The sequence below is a fragment of the Aestuariirhabdus haliotis genome (genome assembly GCF_023509475.1).
Classification (GTDB): domain Bacteria; phylum Pseudomonadota; class Gammaproteobacteria; order Pseudomonadales; family Aestuariirhabdaceae; genus Aestuariirhabdus; species Aestuariirhabdus haliotis.
Map to the genome: position 1 here is coordinate 55,384 of NZ_JAKSDZ010000012.1, position 22,774 is coordinate 78,157.

Annotated in this window: 17 protein-coding genes; 6 read left to right on the forward strand and 11 right to left on the reverse strand. The window is 54.5% G+C overall.

The genetic code is table 11. From position 1 onward, the window contains the following. Positions 1-65: 65 nt before the first annotated feature. Genes recC through MIB40_RS09735 form a run of 3 tightly spaced genes read left to right on the forward strand, consistent with a single transcriptional unit; the run spans position 66 to position 9,119 of the window. Positions 66-3,458, forward strand: coding sequence for an exodeoxyribonuclease V subunit gamma (gene recC / locus MIB40_RS09725; protein ID WP_249693491.1), 3,393 nt, complete (start codon positions 66-68; stop codon positions 3,456-3,458). Further along, a complete protein-coding gene (recB, locus tag MIB40_RS09730; protein ID WP_249693493.1) occupies positions 3,455-7,048 on the forward strand; it encodes an exodeoxyribonuclease V subunit beta in 3,594 nt (1,197 codons plus the stop codon). Before recC ends, recB begins: the two co-directional genes overlap by 4 nt. After that, positions 7,041-9,119, forward strand: a complete 2,079-nt coding sequence (locus tag MIB40_RS09735; RefSeq protein WP_249693495.1) for an AAA family ATPase — start codon at positions 7,041-7,043, stop codon at positions 9,117-9,119. The genes recB and MIB40_RS09735 overlap by 8 nt, the downstream gene beginning before the upstream one ends. Before the next feature lie 40 nt (positions 9,120-9,159). On the opposite strand, the gene MIB40_RS09740 is transcribed toward MIB40_RS09735, so the two are convergent. The 4 genes from MIB40_RS09740 to MIB40_RS09755 form a co-directional block, all read right to left on the reverse strand. Then, the gene (locus tag MIB40_RS09740; RefSeq protein ID WP_249693497.1) at positions 9,160-10,530 is read right to left on the reverse strand and encodes a hypothetical protein; all 1,371 of its coding nucleotides are present in this window, start codon (positions 10,528-10,530) and stop codon (positions 9,160-9,162) included. Beyond that, positions 10,506-10,814: a DUF2249 domain-containing protein gene (locus MIB40_RS09745; RefSeq protein ID WP_249693499.1), complete on the reverse strand. Its 309-nt coding sequence runs from the start codon at positions 10,812-10,814 to the stop codon at positions 10,506-10,508. The genes MIB40_RS09740 and MIB40_RS09745 overlap by 25 nt, the downstream gene beginning before the upstream one ends. A gap of 11 nt (positions 10,815-10,825) precedes the next feature. Continuing rightward, positions 10,826-11,257, reverse strand: coding sequence for a hemerythrin domain-containing protein (locus tag MIB40_RS09750; RefSeq protein ID WP_249693500.1), 432 nt, complete (start codon positions 11,255-11,257; stop codon positions 10,826-10,828). Between the two features lie 107 nt (positions 11,258-11,364). Next, entirely contained in the window at positions 11,365-12,501 is a 1,137-nt protein-coding gene (locus MIB40_RS09755; protein WP_249693502.1) for a succinylglutamate desuccinylase/aspartoacylase family protein, read from the reverse strand. Between the two features lie 159 nt (positions 12,502-12,660). Between MIB40_RS09755 and MIB40_RS09760 the strand changes: the two genes are divergently transcribed. Next, positions 12,661-14,376, forward strand: coding sequence for an ABC-ATPase domain-containing protein (locus MIB40_RS09760; protein ID WP_249693504.1), 1,716 nt, complete (start codon positions 12,661-12,663; stop codon positions 14,374-14,376). Between the two features lie 35 nt (positions 14,377-14,411). Here MIB40_RS09760 and MIB40_RS09765 read toward each other — a convergent pair whose 3' ends face one another. Next, positions 14,412-16,013: an acetolactate synthase large subunit gene (locus MIB40_RS09765; protein ID WP_249693506.1), complete on the reverse strand. Its 1,602-nt coding sequence runs from the start codon at positions 16,011-16,013 to the stop codon at positions 14,412-14,414. A gap of 30 nt (positions 16,014-16,043) precedes the next feature. Further along, entirely contained in the window at positions 16,044-17,717 is a 1,674-nt protein-coding gene (locus MIB40_RS09770; protein WP_249693508.1) for a GMC family oxidoreductase, read from the reverse strand. A 150-nt stretch (positions 17,718-17,867) separates the two neighbouring features. On the opposite strand from MIB40_RS09770, the gene MIB40_RS09775 reads away from it, so the two are divergent. After that, positions 17,868-18,887 (forward strand): helix-turn-helix transcriptional regulator, encoded by a 1,020-nt coding sequence (locus tag MIB40_RS09775; protein ID WP_249693510.1) that lies wholly within the window; start codon positions 17,868-17,870, stop codon positions 18,885-18,887. Positions 18,888-18,923: 36 nt separating this feature from the next. Here the strand turns inward: MIB40_RS09775 and MIB40_RS09780 are convergent, their stop codons facing one another. Both MIB40_RS09780 and soxR read right to left on the reverse strand, forming a co-directional pair. Continuing rightward, complete coding sequence (locus tag MIB40_RS09780; protein WP_249693511.1) at positions 18,924-19,277, reverse strand: hypothetical protein; 354 nt, start codon at positions 19,275-19,277, stop codon at positions 18,924-18,926. A gap of 72 nt (positions 19,278-19,349) precedes the next feature. Then, on the reverse strand, positions 19,350-19,784 hold the full coding sequence (soxR, locus tag MIB40_RS09785) for a redox-sensitive transcriptional activator SoxR (protein WP_249693513.1): 435 nt from the start codon (positions 19,782-19,784) through the stop codon (positions 19,350-19,352). 134 nt (positions 19,785-19,918) lie between these two features. Here soxR and MIB40_RS09790 point away from each other — a divergent pair, with 134 nt between their 5' ends. Continuing rightward, complete coding sequence (locus tag MIB40_RS09790; RefSeq protein WP_249693515.1) at positions 19,919-21,121, forward strand: MFS transporter; 1,203 nt, start codon at positions 19,919-19,921, stop codon at positions 21,119-21,121. A gap of 19 nt (positions 21,122-21,140) precedes the next feature. Here the strand turns inward: MIB40_RS09790 and MIB40_RS09795 are convergent, their stop codons facing one another. From MIB40_RS09795 to MIB40_RS09805, 3 genes are all read right to left on the reverse strand, one after another. After that, on the reverse strand, positions 21,141-21,533 hold the full coding sequence (locus tag MIB40_RS09795) for a DoxX-like family protein (protein ID WP_249693517.1): 393 nt from the start codon (positions 21,531-21,533) through the stop codon (positions 21,141-21,143). Beyond that, positions 21,520-21,960 carry a thiol-disulfide oxidoreductase DCC family protein gene (locus MIB40_RS09800; protein WP_249693519.1) on the reverse strand — a complete coding sequence of 147 codons (441 nt, stop codon included), beginning with the start codon at positions 21,958-21,960 and terminating at the stop codon, positions 21,520-21,522. Before MIB40_RS09800 ends, MIB40_RS09795 begins: the two co-directional genes overlap by 14 nt. 111 nt (positions 21,961-22,071) lie before the next feature. Next, positions 22,072-22,500, reverse strand: coding sequence for an AhpC/TSA family protein (locus MIB40_RS09805; protein WP_249693521.1), 429 nt, complete (start codon positions 22,498-22,500; stop codon positions 22,072-22,074). Positions 22,501-22,774 lie beyond the last annotated feature (274 nt).

Sequence of the window (22,774 nt, forward strand, 5' to 3'; positions counted from 1 at the left end):
CTGGCTGGTCAAGCCGGGTTGCCTCCGGTAGCCTGTAGCCTGTTTTCCTATTGGCCGTCGACTCGATGTTGCAGATCCATCATTCCAATTTTGCCGAATTGCATCAGGCCCTGATTGCGGATCTGATTCGCGAACAGCCGCTGCGTGATCCCCTGGCCGAAGAGCTGGTATTGGTGCAGAGCCCAGGTATGGCGCAATGGCTCAAATTGGGTTTGGCGAATCATCTGGGTATTGCCGCCAATATTCGGTTTCCCCTGCCGTCCAGCTTTATCTGGCAGCTGTTCACCCGGGTTATTCCGGATATGCCAAAGGAATCTGCCTTTAACAAGGAATCGATGGGTTGGATGCTGATGAACCTGTTGCCGCAGCATTTGTCGCAACCGGAATTTGAACCCCTGAGGGGGTATTTGGAAGAGGACCAGGGACAACGTAAACGCTACCAGCTGGCGATGAAAGTGGCCGACATATTTGACCAGTATCTGGTGTATCGTCCGCAGTGGATCCTGGCCTGGGAAAACAATCAGCCAGGCACTGACTCTGTTATAGAGCAACCCTGGCAACCCATTCTCTGGCGCGCACTGGTGGCGTACAACGCACAGCTTGGCGGCAACAGTGCCCACCGCGCCAACCTCCATCAACGGTTTATTCAGGCGCTTAAAAGCGAACGATCGCTGGATCTTCCCCAGCGCCTTTTTATCTTTGGTGTGTCGGCGTTGGCTCCCCAGTATCTCGATGTACTGGTGCAGCTGGGACAACGTTGCGATGTGCATATTATGCAGCTGAACCCTTGCCGGCATTATTGGGGTGACCTGCTTGATGCGGCCCACCCCCCCTGGCTCGAGCAAGCCGGTGGTGAAGGTACCTTGTCGAATCCGCTGTTGGCCTCCATGGGTAAACTTGGTCGTGATTATCAGGCGCAGTTGCACGCCATTGATCCTGAGCTTCAGGTCAATCAGGGGGAGCATTTCGTCGATGTGCCAGAAGATAATCTGTTGCACAGTATCCAGCGAGACCTGCTGGATTTAAACAATCGCGGTGAGCTGCCGCCGGCGACTCCCTTACCCGATAACAGCCAGCATAAAACACCGCTGGCATCGGATGATCATTCCCTGGAACTGCACAGCTGTCACAGCCCCATGCGTGAAGTGCAGGTTTTGCACGATCGTTTGTTGGCGCTGTTCGATCAGGATACCTCATTACAGCCGCGGGATGTTTTGGTCATGGTGCCCAATATTGATCAATACAGTGCGGCCATCCACTCGGTGTTCAGTGCTGGCGTCGGGGATGCTTGCCGGGCCCATGAGATACCGTTTTCGATTGCCGACCGGGGCGTGCAGCAGGAAAATCCGTTATTAGTGAGTTTTTTTCAGTTGTTGCAGTTGCCGGGTAGCCGTTTTGAAGTGACCAGCCTGCTCGATATTCTCGAAGTTCCGCAGATTATGCAGCGATTTGATCTGCAACAACATGAGTTCGATGAACTCAGGGAATGGATTCGGGCCAGTGGCATTCGTTGGGGGTTGGATCAGCAGCAGATGCAGGGCGCGGGTTTTTATCCCCAGTATCAAAACAGCTGGCATTTTGGTTTGCGCCGGTTGTTATTGGGGGTCGCCCGGCGAGAACGGGAAGGCAGCTTTGCCGACATCCAACCCTTTGACGGTATAGAGGGACTGGGCGCCCAGAAACTGGGCAAATTAATAGAATTTCTGGAACAGCTGAATCGCTTGCAACAGAGCCTGAATAGCGAAGCAACCGCGCTACAATGGATGCAACGTTGCCATCTGTTGTTGAATGACTTTTATGTATCCGACTCAGATGCTGAGTACAGTTTTCGCGTAGTACGACGAGCGCTGGAGCAATTGGTGCGGCGCCTGGATGAGCTTGGCTTCGAAGAACCCTTGACCCCTGAAGTGTTTGTCGATCATCTGCAGGGTGCTTTGCAGGATGATGGTAACTCCCAGCGTTTTCTTGCCGGACAGGTGAATTTTTGCACATTGATGCCGATGCGATCGATTCCGTTTCGCATCGTTTGCCTGTTGGGTATGAATGACGGTGCTTACCCCAGATCATTGCCTCCAATGGGGTTCGACCTGATGGCCCTGCAACCGCGTTTGGGTGACCGGTCGCGGCGTGACGATGACCGTTACCTGTTTCTGGAAGCCCTGCTGTCGGCGCGAGAAAAACTCTATATCAGCTATGTGGGACGTAATATTCGTGACAACAGTGAACGGGTGGCCTCGGTCCTGGTCAGCGAGTTAATAGAATATTGCCAGCAAGGTTTTGTGGCCCAGGATCACAAGCATTTGAGTCATGCCGAGAGTGCCAAACAATTACGAGCACGCCTGCAATATGAGCATAGTTTGCAGCCCTTCGGCCTCAATAATTATATTCATACATCATCGCCAGACCAGAGTCTTGAGAATCAAGCTCTTGATCATCGTAGCTATGATGCCCGCTGGTTCAGTGTGGCCAAAAAACTGTTCGACTATCAGCGTTCGGGTATCGCTTCGAGCTTGGCGAGCTTCTGTGATGTTCCCTTGCCTGCGCCGGAAGGGGAGGACGGGAATGAGCTGGCTGAGGCCAATGAGAAGGCATTCGATCTGGCCCAGCTGAGCCGCTTTTTTGAAAACAGTGCGCGTTATTTTTTTAACCAGCGGCTGAGGGTTTACTTCGATGATTTGCACCATCTGGAAGAGGATCATGAGCCCTTCGAACAGGACAACCTGCTTCGATACCAGCAATGCTCCGCATTGGTAGAGCGGTATCTCAAAGGTGAACCCGTTGAGCCCTGGCGACAACAGTTACAGCTGTCCGGCGCCCTGGCTCATGCCGGATTTGGGCGTTTGCAAATGAAAGCCTGGGAAGCTCGGGCTGCGTCGATCAGCGAAGCCGTATTGTCGTTGCGTCAGGGGCAGGAACAGAGTCAAACCCTTGAGTTGGTACTGCCGTCGGGGCGCCTGACCGGTCGTATTAACCACCTGTTTTTACCCAGTCGATTACTGCTATGGCGCGCGGGTTCCTTAAGAAATGCCGACAAACTGCGTCTCTGGTTGCATCATTTGCTGATCAACGCTTGCGGTACGCCGACCGAATCCTATCTGGTGGCAGTCGATAAACGAGCCCACTTTGCGGCCATAGAATCTTCCGGCTGGGCAGCGCAACAGCTGGAGACCCTGGTGCAGTTATTCCGGCAAGGGCAACAGCAGCCTCTGAGTTTACCATTGGGGGCGGCGATGGCCTGGGCCGAATCGATACACCGGGAAGCGGGAGAGGAACAGGCCTGGCAAAAAGTAGCAACCGCCTGGGCGAGCAATAACTTTACCTCGGGTGATGATTCGGACCCTTATTGGTCTCGCCTTTATTCTGGGGTTGAAAATCTGCGTCAGAGTCAATTTACTGCTCTGTCGGAAACCCTGCTCATTCCTCTGTTGCAGAACCTGAATGTGGAGAAAAGCTTATGAACACTCCACTGAATCGGCAGCAACTCGACCCTTTGAATTTGCCATTAACCGGGGTGCAACTGATCGAAGCCAGTGCGGGCACGGGCAAAACCTTTACCATCACTTTGTTGTACCTGAGGGCCCTGTTGGGTGTCGGTCGCGAAACCGCACTCAATGCCGATAGCATTTTGGTGGTGACCTTTACCGAAGCGGCCACTGAAGAGCTGCGGGACCGTATTCGCAAGCGTATTGTTGAAGCGCGTCAAGCGGTGCTGAGCGGTGAGTCAACTGATCCGGGCCTGACGGCTATCCTGCAGGCTTCACCCTTTGATGATAGGGAAATCGCCTTGCGCCTCGAGCAAGCAGCCCGTCAGATGGACGAGGCAGCTATTTATACCATCCATGGATTTTGTCATCGCATGTTGACCCGAAATGCCTTCGAGAGCGGCATGCTGTTCAGTAGCGAATTCACCATGGATGATAGCCTGATGAAACTGCAGGCGATCAATGATTTCTGGCGTAGTACTTTTTATCCCCTGGACGATGATCTGATAGAGGTTGTTCAAGCCCATTGGAAAACTCCCCGCAGTTTGCTTAACAGCATTGACCATATGATTAATGCTCATGAAGTAATGATTATTCCTGAGTCGGAAAACGATGATTTGCAGTCGGTTCATGGGGCTTATCGTCAGCAGCTGTTGCGCTTCAAAGCCGATTGGCAATCCGCCGGGGATGATCTCTTTGTTGTGATTGATAGCTCTGGTATCAAACGCAATCCCTATAACAAAACCAATCTGCCAAAGTGGCTGGCAGCGGTGAATGACTGGGCAGCTTCCTCGTCCTTGTCGCTCCCTAAGGAGCTGGAAAAATTTTCGCAATCGGTATTGAACGAAAAAACCAAACAGGGAGGGGTTCCTCCTGCCCACTCGGTGTTTGCTTCTATCGATCAATTGCTGGTTGACCAGCCGCCTTACCAGTCGATAATTCAGCGGCGTGCGCTGAATTTTGTCAGTGAGCATTTGCAGCAACAAAAACAGCAGCGAGCCTTGTTGTTACCCGATGATTTGCTGAGCCGTTTTGCCAACGCCCTCAGCGGTGAGCGTGCTGATCTTTTGGCAGCACGGGTTCGCGAACTTTTCCCCCTGGCCTTGATCGATGAGTTTCAGGATACCGATCCCCAGCAGTACCAGATTTTTGACCGGCTTTATGGTCATCAAGGTGCAGAGGGAACCGCTTTGTTGATGATCGGAGATCCCAAACAAGCGATCTATAGCTTTCGTGGCGCCGATATTTTTACCTATATGAGCGCCCGTCATCGTGTGGATGGCGCCTATAGTATGAGCACTAACTGGCGATCTACCCAGGCCATGGTGGATGGCGTTAATGCCCTGTTTCGTTTTTCCCGGAGCCCCTTCGTTTACCAAAACGAAATTACCTATGACCAGGTTAGTGCCGCAGGTAAAGCCGATAGCAAGCCTTTGCGAATTGACGGGCAGGTACTCAAGGGATTAACAATCTGGCAGCATCCTTCGGGGGATGATGAAGTCAGTGCCGACGAGATTAAACAGGTGTTTGCCCGATCGACAGCGCTGGAGATCAGCCGCTTATTGAATGCTGCCTACGCCGGGGACACCAGTATTGGTGATGGAAGTGATGGCGAGCGCGCTTTGCAACCGGGTGATATTGCCATTTTGGTGCGCTCCCGATTCGAGGCTGCGACGGTTCGATCCGCTCTGGCCCAGCAACAGATCGATGCGGTGTTTCTCAGCCGGGACCGGGTCTTCGAAACTCGAGTAGCGCAAGATCTGTATCGCTTGTTGCTGGCGGTCAATGATCCCTCAAATGAGCGGCAATTCAATGCCGCACTGGCCACCGGGCTGTTGGGTTACAGCGCAGGCTATCTGGATCAATTGTCCCGCAATGAACAGCGTTGGGAAGCAACCCAACAACATTTTCTTGACGCCAGGGAGCAGTGGTACAAGAGCGGTGTGCTCCCCATGTTGTACCAGCTGATGCGCAAGCTGGAGATCGCCGAGTCTCTCATTGCCCGTGACGCGGGGGAACGGGACCTGACCGATCTTTTGCATCTGGGCGAGCTGTTGCAACAAGCGAGCATGGAGGTTGAAGGTGAGCACGGACTATTGCGCTGGTTCGCGCAGCAGCTTAGCGAAGAAGGCGAAGCCGGTGAAGCACAGCAGCTGCGTCTGGAAAGTGATCGCAAACTGGTCAAAATAGTGACGATCCATCGCAGTAAAGGGCTCGAATACGGCGTCGTTTTTGTGCCTTTTATCTGTTGTTACAGCGAAACAAAAAGCACCCGATACCACAAAAACGGGCAAAGTATCTGGGATCTTGCCGGTAGCGAAGAAGCGGTCGAAAATGCTCAGCGTGAGCGCCTCGCAGAAGATCTGCGACTCCTCTATGTGGCCCTGACCCGCGCCATTCATGCTTGCTATATAGGAGCTGCTAACCTGAAAGGCCGACAGCCCGTGCGACTGGCCGGCAGTGCTTTTGGTTATCTTCTCAATAGCTCGGCGGCGGGCACCCTGGAAGGTGATGGTATGACTGGCCAGCTGCAGCGTTTGCAACAGCAAGCGGTGCAATGGTATGGACAGGGCGCGGTGCACCTTGCCCCTGCACCACTGGACAGCTGTTCACCGGTGATACCGCCAGAGCCTGATTTGCCGGAGCTCGAGCTGCGCAGTTTTCGCGGGCAGATTGCCCGTGATTGGCGAATCGGCAGTTATTCGGCTCTGTTGACCCCTCATCGTTCCACGCGAGCCGAATTGCCAGGTTATGCGGTGGAGCTGCAGGATGAGTCGATGGACCAGCCTGTAACGGCGCTGTCCCCTGTTGAAAGCCTGAATGCCTTCAGCTTCCCCCGCGGCGCTGAAGCCGGTACCTTCCTGCACGAACTGTTTGAAAATATTGAATTTGATAAGGCGAATTCAGAGTTACTGGCGCCGATGCTATTGTCCCGACTGCAAAGCGAAGGTTACGATTCTGATTGGCAAGAACCTCTGAGTGACTGGCTATTAAACGTATTGTCGAGCCCCTTACCGGAATTTGATGAGTCATTCTCACTAAATTGTCTAGGTACTGACAAGATGCGAGTGGAGATGGAGTTCCTGATTCCGGTTTCTCGACTCGATGCTTCAGCGCTAAACCAACTGTTGAAAACCTATTCCCACTTGCCGACGGAGGGCTTGCCGGCGCTTGCTTTCAATCGTCTCAAGGGTATGCTCAAGGGCTTTATTGACCTGGTGTTTGAAGCCGATGGTCGCTATTTCGTGCTTGATTACAAATCCAATCATTTGGGCGATAGTCTGGCCGATTACTCGCCGTTGGCGTTGCAGCAGGCAATGCTCGAGCACCGTTACGACTTGCAGTATGTTCTCTACACCCTGGCCTTGCATCGTTACCTTAAAACCCGATTGCCCGATTACTGTTACGAGCAACATTTCGGCGGCTGCTATTACCTGTTTCTGCGAGGCATGGCCGATGGTAGCGGACAACAGGGGGTTTACTTTGATAAACCGGATCAGCGTTTGATTGAAGCACTGGATGCGCTGTTCGAAGGAAACAATGGCGCAGGAGATGCAGATGTCTGATGCTCTGAACGCCCCCATTTATCCCGACTCCGAACTCTATCGGGGGTTGCTTGCGTTGCGTCAGGATGAACGAATAAGCCCCCTCGCTTGGCATTTTGCCAACTTTCTTGGTGAGCTGGAGACCGAGGCCGACGATACGCTGCTGCTGGCCTCGGTTTTGCTCAATCATGAGCTGGCCAAGGGTAATGTGTGCATCGATCTGCGCAGCATCGCCAACGATTGTGGCTTGCCATTGTCGAGTTGGCCTGCCGTGGATATTTGGCGCGATAATCTGGCCTGCCTTTCCGTGGTGTATTGCGTTCAAGGTGGCTGGCAGCAGGCCCTGGATGCCGATCCGATTCAACAGCCTCTGGTGCTCGATGGCTACCGGTTGTATCTCAATCGTTACTGGTATTATGAATGTGCGTTGGCGTCTGATCTGTGCCAGCGTGCCGGTGCATCGGTCGATATTGATGCGGAACTATTGCAATCTTCCTTGCAGCGGCTGTTTGGACAGTCGCAACCGGGGCTGGATTGGCAGCAGGTGGCGGCTGCCCTGAGTGCCAGTCACCGCTTCAGTGTGATCAGCGGTGGACCCGGCACCGGCAAGACTACTACGGTGACCAAACTGCTGCTGGCCATCAGTGAGCAATATTTTGTTAACGAAGGTCGGGAACCGCGCATTCGATTGGCAGCACCCACCGGTAAAGCGGCCGCACGCCTGAATGAATCGATCAAACAAGCCAAGGCCAGGTTAAGGGTATTGCCCGAGCTGACAGAGCTTTCAGAATTGTTATCGGCGATCCCCGAAGAAGCGGTTACCCTGCACCGATTGCTGGGCTGGCAGGGCCACGGTGGGCGTTTCCGTTATGGCCGGGATAATCCCTTGTTGATTGATCTTCTGGTGCTCGATGAAGCGTCGATGGTGGATCTGCCGATGATGTCTCATCTACTGGAAGCCCTGCCCGATGATGCCCGGTTAATTCTTCTGGGTGATCGTGATCAGTTGGCCTCAGTGGAAGCGGGCAGCGTGCTGGGCGATATTTGCGGCGAGGGTTTGCCGGCCTATGATGCTGAGCAATGGTCACAATTGGCCAGCCTGTGTGGACAGCCGGAATTGGCGAAGAGGTCCTCGAACACACCTCATTTTAAAGCCGGGCCCTCCATCGCTTCTGATGACCCTGATACGAACATGGAACCCTTGTCGCAACAGCAATTATCATTAGAACTATCGGTAGCCGATCCTGAAAGCAAAACCTTTGGGTCGGCGCATAACACGACAAGCATTCATAACAGCATTGCCCTGTTACGTCACAGCTACCGTTTTTCGGATAACAGCGGTATTGGGTGTCTGGCACAAGCGGTAAACGACGGAAATGCCACGACAGCCCGGCAGCTGTTGACGCAACCACCGGATGACCTGGAACGCTTTGCGATCAGTCGTCAGGGGTATCAGGCAATGTTGGCCCGGGCGGTTGAGGGATACCGCAGTTACCTGCAACCCCTGGTGGATGCTGTGTCGAATCCCAATGTCGAACACGATCCCGCCTCCGTGTTGGCAGCGTTTTCCGGTTTTCAGTTGCTGTGCGCTTTGCAGCAGGGAGATTATGGTGCCGAGGGTTTGAATGAGCGCATTGAACAGGCACTGCGCCAACAGGGCTTGATACGGGATGATGGGCTTTGGTACCCCGGGCGACCTATTATGATTACTCGCAATGATTATGGCATGCGTCTGTTCAATGGTGACATTGGGGTCGCCATGCCCGACCCGCACAGAGGCGGTGAAATTCGGGTCTGTTTCGAAGGTGCCCTGGGCGCTTTGCGCTGGATTACCCCGGGCCGTTTGCCGCAACATAGCACGGTGTTTGCCATGACAGTGCACAAATCCCAGGGCTCGGAGTTTGATCATCCATTGCTGGTGTTACCGCCTGAGCATTCGCCGCTGATCAGTCGGGAACTGCTCTATACCGGCATTACTCGAGCGAGGAAACAGCTGGGTCTTCTGATCAGTGATGAGGTGCTGGAACGCGCGCTTCGCACTCGTACCCATCGAGTATCCGGCCTGGCCGAACGTTTGTGGGGTACGGTTTGACAACGGCGCCACTGGTCGGCGAAGGTCTGATCTGTTGAGCTTACTCTTTTGCAGCCCGGGCGCCGTTCGCTAATCCAGGGTTCTGTTGCGATACCTGCACGTCGATCCGCTGCGCTGCTACCCGGTAGCGGCCCAGGGCCCGGCATTGAAGGGTCAGCAGGTAAGCAAATTCGCTACAGAGTGCCGCGCCGCAAATAAGGGTTGGCAGCGGTGCTATGGTTGCAGTTAACAGAGTCAGTAGAGCAAACAGGTGCAATGCCAATAATCGTTGTCCCTGCTGCTGGGCGATCAGTTCGTGCATTTTGGGCAACAGGGCGAAGGCCTCGAAGCAGGTGCCGCATCGCTGTTGCAAATGCAGGTAGAGAAGAAAGGCACAGATTTTCAATAGCATGCCGATCACAACGCTAAGAATCACGCCGTACAGCAGCAATATAAAAGCGAAGGATTCGGGCACCCAGCCCCAGACACTCAGCCAGAAGCCGAAGCAAGCCAGCATCAGGCAAGTCGCCGCCAACTGCCAGGCGCGCAGTGTGGCATCAGCCACGCGACGACGCCGACGGGCGAGATTCCCTAAGAGTCCACTGGCCAACAAAAGGCTATAAACACTCAGCAATAGTTCAAACCAGGGCACTGGGGACCAACCTTGAAAGAAGCCCAGGCCAATCAATAACAGTATCAACACCGGGGCGCTGAATTGTTGCACTCGTGTGGGCACAGCTGGTGCGGTGTGGAACATCGGCACCACCTGATACGCCACGGCCCCGATCAATAACAGGCACCATCCCAGAGTGCCCCAAAGCGCGTGCAGGTCGGTCAGACGTCGATCAAGCGGGAACTGTTGTGGCAGGCTCCAGCCCAGCAATTGCCAGCAGCCCAATAGCAAAGTGATGCCCAGGGCGAGTAAGGCCCAGCTGGCTTGCCTGAGCGTGGCATTACTGCGGATGTGGCAGACGATGGCCGGTAGATAACTGGCCATGGCGACCAACAATGCACAGGGCAGGAGTAACATCGCGATCCAGAGTGCCGTTTTACCCAGTGGCGTGCCCAGCACCCAGAGGCCGACGCTTAATGCCAGAGTCCCCAGGCACAACAGTGGATGAATCAGGGCCGCGCGCAAGTGAGGTTGCTTTACCGGCTCGGCGCCCACCACGGGCAGGATCTGGAACAATGCGCCCAGCATCACCATCATAATGACGCCTAAAGTTATTAGGTGAGTGATGCTCAATAATTCCGGAGACCAGCGATTACCCAGGCCATTTCCTGACGCGGCGCCAGGCATCAAGACCAGCGCGATGCCGGCCAGTGCGCCAAAGAGGCTGGCGCTGATAAAGAAGCGAAAGGGTACCGATAGCGGAGGGATATGATCAAAGTCGAGGCCGGCGGTATTCATAGCTCGATCAACTTCTGACACGTTTGGCTGCTTGGTTGATCATGCGGGTTCCAGATCAGTATCCAATACTGTGCCAGTGGGGGTGGGCAAGGCAGATGGTCTTGCTGGGCGCTGCTTAGCCTGGCAATTTCGAGACAGCAGTAGCTCAGTCCTAATCGGTTCAGTAATGCCCACAAGGGGCGAGGCTCGCGGTGGTGCCAGACCTGTAACCAGTCGCCCTGGTTGAGCCTGGGCAGTTGTTCGACGATCCGCTCCCAGGGTTGCGGGGGCTCCAGTTCACTAAGATCGAGCAGGATCGCGGACATGGGGGGCAGTATTACTGGCCGGTCATCTGTTGCAGGGTCGCTTCGGTGTCTGGAAGTGTGCGATCGGCCATCGGGTAGAGGATCTGCTCCTCTTTCATATTGTGCTGCTGCATCATCACCATCAGGGTTTCGCTACCACCGAGAAACTGCGCTTTGTCTTGCGCGGCCAAAGCCGTATTGATCTCCTCCAACAGGGCACGCATCTGTTGATGCTCCATACGCATCACGGCCGTGGGGCCTCCACTCATACCCGAGGCGGCTTCAAAGGCAGGAAACAAAATCTCCTCCTCGATTCTGAAATGCGCCTCCAGGGCATCGGCAAAGATTTTCCAGGCCTGATTGGTCTGCTCCCATTGACCGGCATTGGCATGATTCTCGGCGTCGCTGAACAGTTCGTCGCAATGACGATGGTCGCAGCTCATGTGATCGGTGATGCGGGTCATGGTTGGCTCCGGTGAATAACGAAAGGACATTGTGAAGGATTGCCGGAGCCGCCGACATTGATCAATATCAATTCACTGGATTAACCAGGGGTTAAATCCAGGTAGCCTCAATACTCCAGAAGTTTGCCTCCCTGGCGAAACGCCAGCGAATGGTCACCGGCAATTTTGGCCAATGTATGACCCGGGCGGGTCATCTTATCTCGGCGTCGAGCAAACATCAGGCCGCAGGTTTTAGCGTAGACGGGAACCCGCTGGTTCTGGTGATCTTCGCCATAAGGGTTGATGATCCAGGCGACTCGCTCACCTTCTTCGACATAGTCTCCGACCGCTTTACAGTACTCGACCAAACCGGCCAACGGCGCCTTGACCGCATCAAGACCATCCAGTGGCGTGCCTTGGGTGAGGGGTGTGGGCGCATCGGGTGTGCCGGCCAGAACGCCTTTTTCTTGTAGGAACCCATAAAGCCCCCTGGCGTCGGCCTCGGCCAGCTCGGTTTCAATATCGGTGCGACCGCGAAACTCTATGGTACAGGCGAAACAACCACTGTTGATGGGATGCTTGGGAAACTGTTCCTGTAATTGCCACCAGGGGGCGGCATTGGCATCGTCGAAAGGAGCCCCTTCGGTTGACTCTTCCAGCAGTAATACCGGGGCGCCGATGAATGCGGCTAATTCAACAGCCTGCTGTTGATGGCGACGATTGGCATACAGGTGCAGGGTGGCTTCGCTGTCACAGTGTAGATCGAGCACGATATCCGCTTGCAGGGAGAGCTCCAGCAGGCGTTGTTTCAGCAGTTCGGCTTCCAGCTGAGGGCTCAGATCATCCAGACATTCCCGCAGGCAATTACGGACCAGACGGGCATTTTCGATGCTGTCTGAACCCAGCAAGGGTGCCAGTTTCGGAATGGCCATCGGAGCCAGGCGGGGGAAGTTGCGGTTAAAGTTACCGCTGTAATCGAAATCGAAGCGGCCAATGGTATAACCGTTCAAATGTTGGCCCAAGCCGATCGGATTGGCCACGGGCACCATAATAACCGTCCCCTGAAACTCGCCCCTAGCCATGGCTTCATCGAGCAGAGGTTCGAGGTAGTGCAGACAATGGATGCCACCCCATTCATCCGCGTGCAATGCGGCTTGCAAATACACCGTTGGACCTTCTTCACCTTGCCAGCGGATCACCTTCAGCTTGCGTTCGGTGCCCAGGGCAGGAGATAGCAGTGGCAGGTGCTCGATCGTTTTACTCATAGGGTCGCTCCACAGGCAAGAGAGTCAGGGCTCATTCAGCAGCGAACTATAATACATGGGAGCCAGGCTGGCAGTCGCGGTCGGCGATGATGCCGCCTGGACAAAGGTTTTGGCCTGAAAAACCAAATTCAGAGGATTTCACAAGGTCATTGAAGACGCATGAACCATCAACAGAGTGTTTCGATTGAACAGCTCCAGCAGCGACTGACAGCCATCGATGGTCAGGGTTATAAAGCCTACAAACGAATTGCCGGCCGTTATGTTCTGGCCGAGTTTGAATTGAGCATTGATCATGTTCAGGGCGATCCCTTTGCCGACCCGAGCCGTTGCAGTCTGCATATTGATTCCAGTGTGTTGCCCATTCCGCAGGCCCTGATGGTTAGCGAGGCACAGCGGACAGCGGTAGAAGATTTTCTGGGGCGTCGGCTTTCCTGGGCCATGAACGCTCATCGCACCCGGGTCAAGGGGTCGGGTAACAGTGGCCTGATCCACATGGCCCAATATGGCCAACAGGTATTGAAACGCAATGCGGTGATTGTGCGCCAGGACTGCGTGGAAATTCGTTGTCAGTTAGGGTTGCCCGCCCATGGCCGGCGGGTGGCTGCAGCCCAGGCTTGTCGGCTTATCTGTGAGGAATTACCGGAACTGGTGGCCAATTCCCTGCTGGCTTTTGATGGCTACCGCCATGCACTCGAGCAGCAGGTACGTTCGGTGCTCGAACAGCAACAGCTGCGTGATCAGTTAACAGAACGGGGGTTGGTTGCCTTCGTGGCCGATGGTTCTCTGTTACCCCGTGCCAGTGGTATCGATGATCGCCCGTTAGCCGATGCGGTGTCCTGGCAAGCACCCGAGACACTGGCGGTCGAACTCGTTCTGGACGATGGCACTCGAGTACGCGGCCTGGGTTTTCGTTCCGGGGTCAGCTTGATTGTGGGAGGCGGTTTTCATGGTAAATCGACTCTGTTGCATGCCCTGGAACGCGGCGTTTATGACCATATACCAGGGGATGGGCGCGAACGGGTGGTGACCCTTGCCAGCGCGGTTAAAATACGTGCGGAGGATGGTCGTTCGATTCGTCGGGTGGATATCAGCCCCTTTATTGGTGAGTTGCCGGGGGGACGCTCGACGGTTGACTTTAGCACCGACAATGCCAGCGGCAGCACTTCCCAGGCGGCCAATATCATCGAGGCGCTGGCGACCAGCAGCCGATGTTTATTGCTCGATGAAGATACCTGCGCCACCAACTTTATGATTCGTGACCGGCGGATGCAGGCCCTGGTCAGTGATGACTGCGAACCCATTTCGCCATTGGTGCAACGGGTTGGGTCGCTGCGCGGGGAAGGCGTGTCGGTCATTTTGGTGATGGGAGGCAGCGGTGACTTTTTTGCCGCCGCCGACGCCGTGGTGATGATGGATCATTACCGGCCCAGGGATGTCAGCGTGCGAGCGCGTCAACTCGCCGACCCGAGCACCATTGTTGGTCGTAGCGAACTGCCGGCGATTGGTGCCGCGGCCACTCGATTGCGTTCACTCAGCGCGACGGCCATTGCCGGGCCAGACAAGGTAAAAGCGTTCGATACTCGCCTGCTCAGGCTGGGCCATGAAGAGATTGATCTGAGCCGGGTGGAACAACTGGTGGATGAAGGGCAGCTGCTCAGTATCGGTTATCTGTTGCAGGCTTACGCCAGGGCGGTGACCGAGGCGGCCACCACAACCGACCTGGTAAGCCTGCTGGAAAGCCTGTGGCAGCACACCCGGCAACAGGGGCTCGATCCTCTACCGCCCTACGTTCAGGGGAGGCTGGCCATGCCTCGCCTGCAGGAGTTGGCGGCGGCCCTGAATCGCCTGCGCAGCTTGCAGGCCAGGTCAGGATAATAATTGGCGACTCCCAGGTGAGGGATAGCGCCGCCTTATGATTTCTCTTTTGCCATCGCTGCGACCGCTGCCAGCAAGTCCATTTCGACCAGTTCGGCTTCGATCAGCCGGGGCCCCTGTTGGGCCATGGCATCGGCGAACTGATGCCTGAAATCTGCCACTGTATTGGCGCTGCTGGCAGGTATGCCCATGCTGGTGGCCAGACCGACCCAGTCGATTATGGGGTTGCTGAGATCGAGCAAACTCCTGGCTTGTTCGGCCTGGCCGCTGGCGCCGGTACGCATCAACTCCAGATTGAGAATGCTGTAACTGTTGTTCTTGTAGATCACGATGGTGACGTCGAGATTTTCCCGAGCGATGGTCCATAGCGATTGTGGGGTATACATGGCGCCGCCGTCCCCATGCAGGCAGAGCACCTTGCGCTCGGGGGCGGCGAGGGCGGCTCCGGCGGCCACGGGTAAACCCTGGCCAATAGCACCGCCGGTGACGGTGAGTACCTCGTGGGGAGCCGCACCCTGGGTCATGGGATAAAAACCGAAACTGCCGGTTACCGCTTCCTCGGAAACGATGCAGTTTTCCGGCATCAGCTCGGCGATAACGGCACCCACGCCGATCATGCAGAGCTCTTCCCGAGGCGCTGGAGGTGTCGCGCGCTGTGCTACTTCGGGTGCCTGATGGGCGCCGAGCCGTTCGGCGAGGGCTTCCAGGGCGGCGTCCAGATCTTCATCGACGCTGGCCAATGACAACAGTTCGGTGCTCTCGTCGGTCAGTTGGCCGGGCAAATTAGGGTAGGCAAAAAAAGCCACCGGAGCCTTGGCGCCTACCAGAACCAGTTTGTCCAAGCCCTTGAGGGTAGTGATTGCCAGCTCCGCCAGATAGGGTACCGGCGTTGGTTGAAACAATCCGGCGCCGCGTTGCCAGCGAGTGGGGAAGGTTTCGCTAAAGACCTGAATGCCGAGCTTTCTGGCAATGCGTCCGGCGGCCGTCAGGCCTCGTTTGCGCAGTGCCACGCCGCCCAGCATCAAGGCATTGTTACCACCGTCTTGCAGTTGCTCGGCGATCGCCTCGATCTTTTTGTCGCTAACGGTTTCTCTAACCGGGGGTGCCAGGGGGGCACACTGCTGGTTGACGGGGGTCCAGGCAAAGTCGGCGGGCACTACCACCGACGTGACCTGGCCGGCACCCTGTTGTGACTGTTGCACGGCTTCGACGCCGCAGCGGGCCAGATCTTCGGCAGATTCGGCCACCCGTACCCAATCGCAAACGGTATTAGCCTGGCCAACAATATCGGAGGCCAGAGGCGCATCATACTGGGCATGGCTGCTGGCATGATCGCCAATCAGGTTCAGCATTGGCGTGTGGGCGCGGCGGGCATTGTGCAAATTGGCCATCGCGTTGGAGAGCCCAGGGCCCAGATGCAACATGGTGGCGGCGGGTTTGTCGGCGATGCGGCCATAACCGTCAGCAGCGCCGCTGGCGACACCTTCGAACAACACCAGTACCGGGCGCATGCCGCTGATCTTGTCCATGGCGGCCACCATCTGCATCTCCGAAGTGCCGGGGTTGGCGAAGCAGATTTCGACTCCGGCGTTGATCAGCGAAGCAAGCATCGCCTCGGCACCGTTTTGCTGATTCATGGTTGAATTCCTTTCGTCAACTGGATCTATTTAGCTCGGTTGTGCTTCGACCTGCTCTTTCTTGGCGTCTGGTCGGGTATGAGTTTCGTGGTGATCATCGGCCTGATCTTCGAGGATCATATCCGCAGCCTTGGCGCCGATCATAATGGTCGGCGCGTTGGTGTTGCCGCCAATCAGGGTTGGCATAATAGACGCGTCCACTACGCGCAACCCCTCAACACCATGAACGCGCAGGCGGGCGTCCACCACGGCCATTTCGTCGTTGCCCATTTTGCAAGTGCCCACGGGGTGATAAACATGGTTGGCCTTTTCGCGCAGGAACTCGGCGATCTCCTGGTCACTTTGCTGATCATTGCGAGGGAAGATCTCTTCGCTATTCCAGCGTTTGAGCGCCGGTTGGTTGAGCAGCTCCCGACTGATACGAACCGCCTTGACCATTGTTGCCAAATCCTCCGGATCGCTCAGCAGGTTCAGGTCGATGTCGGGATCGGCTGAGGGGTCTTTGCTTTTCAGGGTGACGCTGCCACGGCTCTTGGGACGCAGCAAGCAGTTGTGCAGAGAGAGACCACGGACAAACAGAAACGACAGGTTGCGGCCGTGATCGTCCATGGCCATGGGAATAAACTGCAGTTGCAGGTCGGGTATGGATTTGTCCGGGGTGGATTTAATAAAGCCGCCACTCTCGACAAAAATGGTGGTGAAAAAACCACGCCGTTGTTTGATGTAGCGCCATAATTCTTTGGCGGCATAGCCCCAGGATGAGGGGTGGAAGCCAAAGGGGCCGGCATTTTTACTTTTTACCACCGAGACCACATCGACGTGTTCTTGCAGGTTCTGGCCCACTCCGGGCAGTTCCATAACCGGCTCGATACCATGCCGAGCCAGCTCATCGGCTGGGCCGATGCCCGAGAGCATGAGCAGCTGGGGTGAGTTAAAGGCGCCGCCACTCAGAATCAGCTCGCGATCGCTGTACAGGCAATGGGTTTGATCCTTGATTCGTACCTCTACTCCGGCCGCGCGTTTGCCTTTGAACAGAATGCGCTGGGCGCGCGCTTCGGTGAATACCGTCAGGTTGGGCCGGTCCATGACCGGATGCAAAAAGCCCCGGGCCGCACTGCAGCGTTCGCCATTAATCTGGGTGGCTTGATAAGCGCCAATCCCTTCCTGATCCGCCCCGTTGAAATCGTCGTTATAGGGGTAACCGGCTTCTTGGCCGGCTTTGATAAAGGCTTTGCCAATCGGGTGCTCGGAGCGGCTGTTAGCGACGTTGAGGCCACCGCCAACACCGTGGAATTCGTTCTCACCGCGTTCCTGATTCTGGGTCGAACGAAAGTAAGGCAAGACCTCCTGATAACTCCAGCCTTCGTTGCCCAGCGAAGCCCAATGGTCGTAGTCCCATTTGTGGCCACGAATATAGACCATCGCATTGACCGAACTGCTACCGCCAAGGGTTTTGCCTCGCGGACAGAATATTTCCCGATTATGTTGGCTGGGCTGAGGCTTGCTGTTGAATAACCAGTTGCGCTTCTTGCTTTGCATCAGTGCCACCACACCCATCGGGCAGCTGACTGTGACCGAGTTATCCCTGGGGCCGGCTTCCAACAAACAGACGCGGGTAGAGGGATCAGCCGACAGACGATTGGCCAGGACCGAACCGGCAGAACCGGCGCCAATAATAATGTAATCGAAATGGGTGTTGTTCATGCGGAGGGCTCCGGGCGGTGGCCTGATGGCCATCTATTTATTTTTAGAGTATCTACTCTAGCAGTACTTAACCTGTTATGTTTGACCTTTTACGAATCTAATTTGACCTATTACGAACGGGGTTGAAGCCCTATTACCCCAGGAGATGCCATGTACCTGGTTCGCAGTGCCGCTTTACAAGGGTTTGAAGCGCTGGTGAGTCGTTTCGGGGCTAATCCGAGTGTGCTTCTGGCCGAACATAACCTGAGCAGTGCGTTGTTACGACAGCCCGATGCCTACCTGGCTTATCCCAGAGTTGCTGAGCTGATGGAGCAGGCCGCCATCGTCTGCGGGTGCCCCTGGTTTGGTTTTGAGTTGTCCAATGGTCAAAGCGATTCGGTGCTCAGCGAATTGGTACTGCGTGCTGCGCAAGAACCGACTCTGGCCAAGGCGATAGATTTGATGCTGAGTTATGTCCATCTGCATGCCAGCGGCATCATTACCCAACAGCGAGTCGCAGCGAATAATGCTGAACGCTGGCAGTTAGCGCTGGCTTTTGATTTCACCAGTGCCAGGGGCACCACTCAGTTAATGCAGCTCAGCTTGGGGGTGCTTTATCGCAGCCTGGTGGATCTCTGTGGCGGTACTCCGGAGCAGTATCAAATTCGAGTAAAACAGCCTCGGCACACAAAGCCTTACGATGGCACAGGGGTGCAGGGGTATCCGCCCATTGCATTCTCAAGTGCTTTTGACCTGGTGGAATTTCCGGTGGCCTGGATGACACGCGTACCCCGTCGTGACGAGCAGCATCTGAGCGATCATCTGCAAAGACGGCTCGATTACCTGGAGGCGGTCTACCCGAATGACCTGCTTCTGCAACTGCGCTATGCCATCAGTAACCTGTTGCCCAGTGGTGAATGCTCACTGAACCGCTGCGCGTCCGTCTTGGGGGTGCACCCCCGATTGTTACAAAAACGTTTGCAGCAATCGGGGCTCAGTTATTCATCGGTGCTACGGGAAACTCGCCAGCAAATTGCGTTACAGCACTTGCAGGATTCTTCTATCAGTTTGACCGATCTCGCACTTAACCTGGGCTTTGCCGAATTGTCAGTGTTCAGTCGGCGTTTCAAAACCTGGCAGGGTATGTCCCCTCAGGAGTGGCGCCGACGCTGGCGGGAACAGAGTCTCTAGGGGAAGACAGAATACTTCAACGCTGCCCTGACAGTATTACCCCGCCCTGGCACCATTGGGAATCGGGCCCTCGGGTATGGCAAGGCGTGGTGTAACGCCATCTTCGTAACCAATATCAAACAGCATACCCTGAGAGATTTCTCCAGCCATTTTCCGTTCGGGTAAATTGACCACAAAGAGCGCTTGTTGCCCCTCGATCTCTTGCGGGTTTTGCCGTTCCTGTTTAATGCCGGAAAGAATAGAGCGGCGGTGGTCACCAAAATCCACGGTTAACCGAAGCAATTTTTTGGATTTTTCGACATCGCTAACCGACACAATAGTGCCGACGCGAATATCCAGTTTGGCAAACTCTTCAAAGGTGATCTCATCTTTGATAGGGGCGGGAGTCATCGTTTTTTCCTCGTAGCAAGAATCTTACAGTCAGTTAGCGGGTGTTATTTGCAGTGCTGGATGATTGCGGTTCTAGTCGGGGTCCGTTAGCAGGCTTTCACCACTGTGCTCCTGGGCACGGATATCATCCGGGTTGCGCAGGGAGCAATTTTCCAGGGACAGGCAACCACAGCCGATACAGCCTCCCAGGTCTTCCTGCAAGGCTTTCAGTTGCTGTATACGGTGTTCCAGATCGTCATACCAGGCGCGAGACATTTTTTCCCACTGTTGTCTGGTCGGGGCTTTGTTTTTGGGTAGCGAATCCAGCGCGTTGGATATCTCCTGCAAGCTCAACCCGACTTGCTGCGCCGCTTTAATGACCGCGATACGTCGTAACACACTGCGCTGGTAGCGGCGCTGGTTGCCGGAGTTCCGGTGACTACTGATCAGGTTTTTCTGCTCGTAAAAATGCAGGGCGGAGACTTTTACACCCGACCGTTTGGCAACTTCCCCGATACTCAAATCCATTGCGCTGTCCTGCTTATAAAAAAATGTAAATAACGCTTTACCTCAACTTAAGTTGAGGTTTTAGAGTAGCACCTGATTCAGACAATGGACAGGTACCGGTGATGCCAGTGGCAAACAAAGCGCGGGAAATAGCGATGAAATCTAAAACACGACCCTATATTTCAGGTCTCTTCTTTGACGGCTTGTCCTCCGGACTGTTTATGATGGCATTGCCCTGGGTGATGCTGGCAACGCCGGGTATGGGCACCTTCGTGGCTTTGGTTGCCATGGTTTGTACCGCCAGTTCTTTTTTTGTAACACCTCTTTTTTCCACTCTGATCGATCGCCATTCGCGCAAATCGATACTGGTGGCTGTGCAAGTGATTCAGTCCTCGACCGCAGCTGGAGTCCTTGTGTTGTATACGATCAATGCCGAGTCACATTGGTGGCTGGCCGGTGCCCAGTTGGTGTTCTGGGTCACGAACGATCTGGCCTGGTCGGCCAACAGTGCTTTCACCCAGGAGAATTATGACCGGCATGAATATGGAACCATCTCCGGCTATCAGGAGATAGTTATGCAAACCACCACTCTGGGGGCGGGTGCCTTGGGAGTGTTGCTATTAACCCATTGGGGAATGATGCAGTTTGCCCTGTTTGCAGCGATTGCTTCCGGGCTGGGGGCACTCTGCTACCTTTGTACGCCCTATCGACGCCGGGTTCGTGAAAGCGAAGCCTCCACCTTTGCAAGTCAGCTGGTGCAGAGCAAAGCCATATTTTCGGCACGGCCACACTTCTATGGTTTTTTGTTGCTCTCCTCACTGTCCTATCCGGTATTAACCTTTTTGGGCAAGTTGGTGCCGGTCTGGTTCTCGGAGCAGGGAATCAGTGGAGACTGGTTCGCAGGATTCTACATCGCCTTTGGAGTCGGCTCGTTACTGACCGGACTGTTCATCGCCAGGTTATTGCGGCTGGCCTCTTTTCGCCATTTGATGCAGTTTTCCATGGCGGTTATTGCGTTAATGTTAGTCGGAATGAGCGTATCGGTAAGACCCGAATACCTGTTGTTGTTCGTGTTCGGCTTTGGCTTTTTTAATGCCCTGAACCGCATATCCGGGACCAACTGGATGCACCGCAAGGTGGATATGTCGGAACGGGGCAGAGTGAACGGTGGCATCGCGATGTTTGCTATTCTGGTGCAGAACCTGAGTTACTTGCTGATTGCCGTACTGAGCCATTATGGGCTTACGCAGTATGGTTTTTGGGTCGCGGCGTTTGTGGTGTTAACAGCGGTGGCTATGATGTACCTGTTAAATCGACGGTTGCAATCAGAAATGACCCTGGTCGTCCAAAATCCTTAATGGGTATCGAATGGATGGTCTATTCCGGAAAGGGTTTTGGGTCGAGTTTTACAATCAGGTAGCACAATACCAGCGCAGGCAGGTTGGTGGTTACAGGATTGAAGGCTTCGACCAATAACGAAGCTTTGAATATTGCAACGTAGCCTAACAGGGCTATCAACATCAGGCCGGCTACATAAACAGGAATAAGGCTGCGGCGATAAAAGATAACCAGAAGGCCCAAAATAATTTCAATGACGCCAGCAATGAGTGAAACGGTCGCAGCCTGCATACCCGTACCGGTGGCATCAACCAGTGCGACCTCGGTGGGACTTAACCAGAGGATTTTTGGCAAGAGTCCGTGATAGATAAAAATAAAACCCAGGCAGTTGCGACAAATACTGCTGATCTGTGAAAGTTCAGTGTTTGTCATCAATAAATCGTCGGTCATGGTCGGGAGTAGGTAGTGCACAATAGTCGTATTTGCCAAATAGCGCATAGCGATTGAGGGCAATTCGATCATAACACCAATCACGAATAGGGCGGGGAATAAGACGGAATAAGATGAGTAACTTCCATGGATATTGTAATTTATTCATAATACGTAGAAATGCGTCGCTTTTTGTAAAGCATTGATCGTCGGCCACATAAAGCATGGTTTCGAACTGATCGGTAGGCAGTTCGAAATGAATCAGAATCTCTTGCCCCTGCCTGGATTGCACGCTACAGAGCTTGAAGCAATGATGGCTATCCTTTTCGATAATAAAGTTGGCCCAGGCATTACAGAGCTTGCATAAGCCATCAAACAGGATAACCCGATCGCCCTTGCGAATATAAGGTGGCATTTTAATGGTTGGCATGGCGCTTCCTGTACGTGCAGTTGCCAGATTTTATAATAGACCGCGGTCGTTACCCAAGGCAGTTTTGAATGGCGTTGGCGGACAGTCAGAGCTTATTCGAATAAACAAGACTTACCCTGTAATAAGCTTGCCCTGTGGTAGTGTCAAAATCTCGGCCGAGTGCGGAATGTGATACCAGATAATGCGGTTTTCTTTTAGTAGAAATAATCCTGAACGTTGCCAACGAGTGCCGCAGGCTTGTCGATTACGAATCCCCCTGGGTAATAATCTCAGTACGCCCAGGAGCGAACGTAACCCCATAAAATGCCCGAGATTGCTATATCCCAATCCCCATTGCCCGTAGAGTTCGCGTTCGGGATCATCGATCAGATGTAACCGACCTTGGCCCCCTATGCTGTTCAGCCATCGCTTTGATGCTTTATGATCACCGTGGCTGACAATAGACACCTCTATATCGGGGTGTTCATCGGCCCAATAACGCAAGCGCTTGACGCAGTGCTCTGCAAAAGGACAACCGACATGACGTAGAAAAGCGATCATCTGTGTTGCTTTGGCAGAAGGGGGCGAGGGTAACGAGGGCGCCTTATCGCCGACGGATAATCTCCGTTGAAGCAACTGTTGTTTTGGACGGGAAAGAAATATAAAAGCCAAGAGATCCTCGAAATGGTTGTCAGGCCCCGCGAGTAAAGGAGGTCTGACAACCGGGTTATTCAGCAATGCCTAGGGCACCTCTGATTAATTCAGATGAACTCTGGCTTTCAGGCGAATCCAGAATCGCGGCACGTCTTTGCAGTAAGGTCCAGACCTTTCAAAA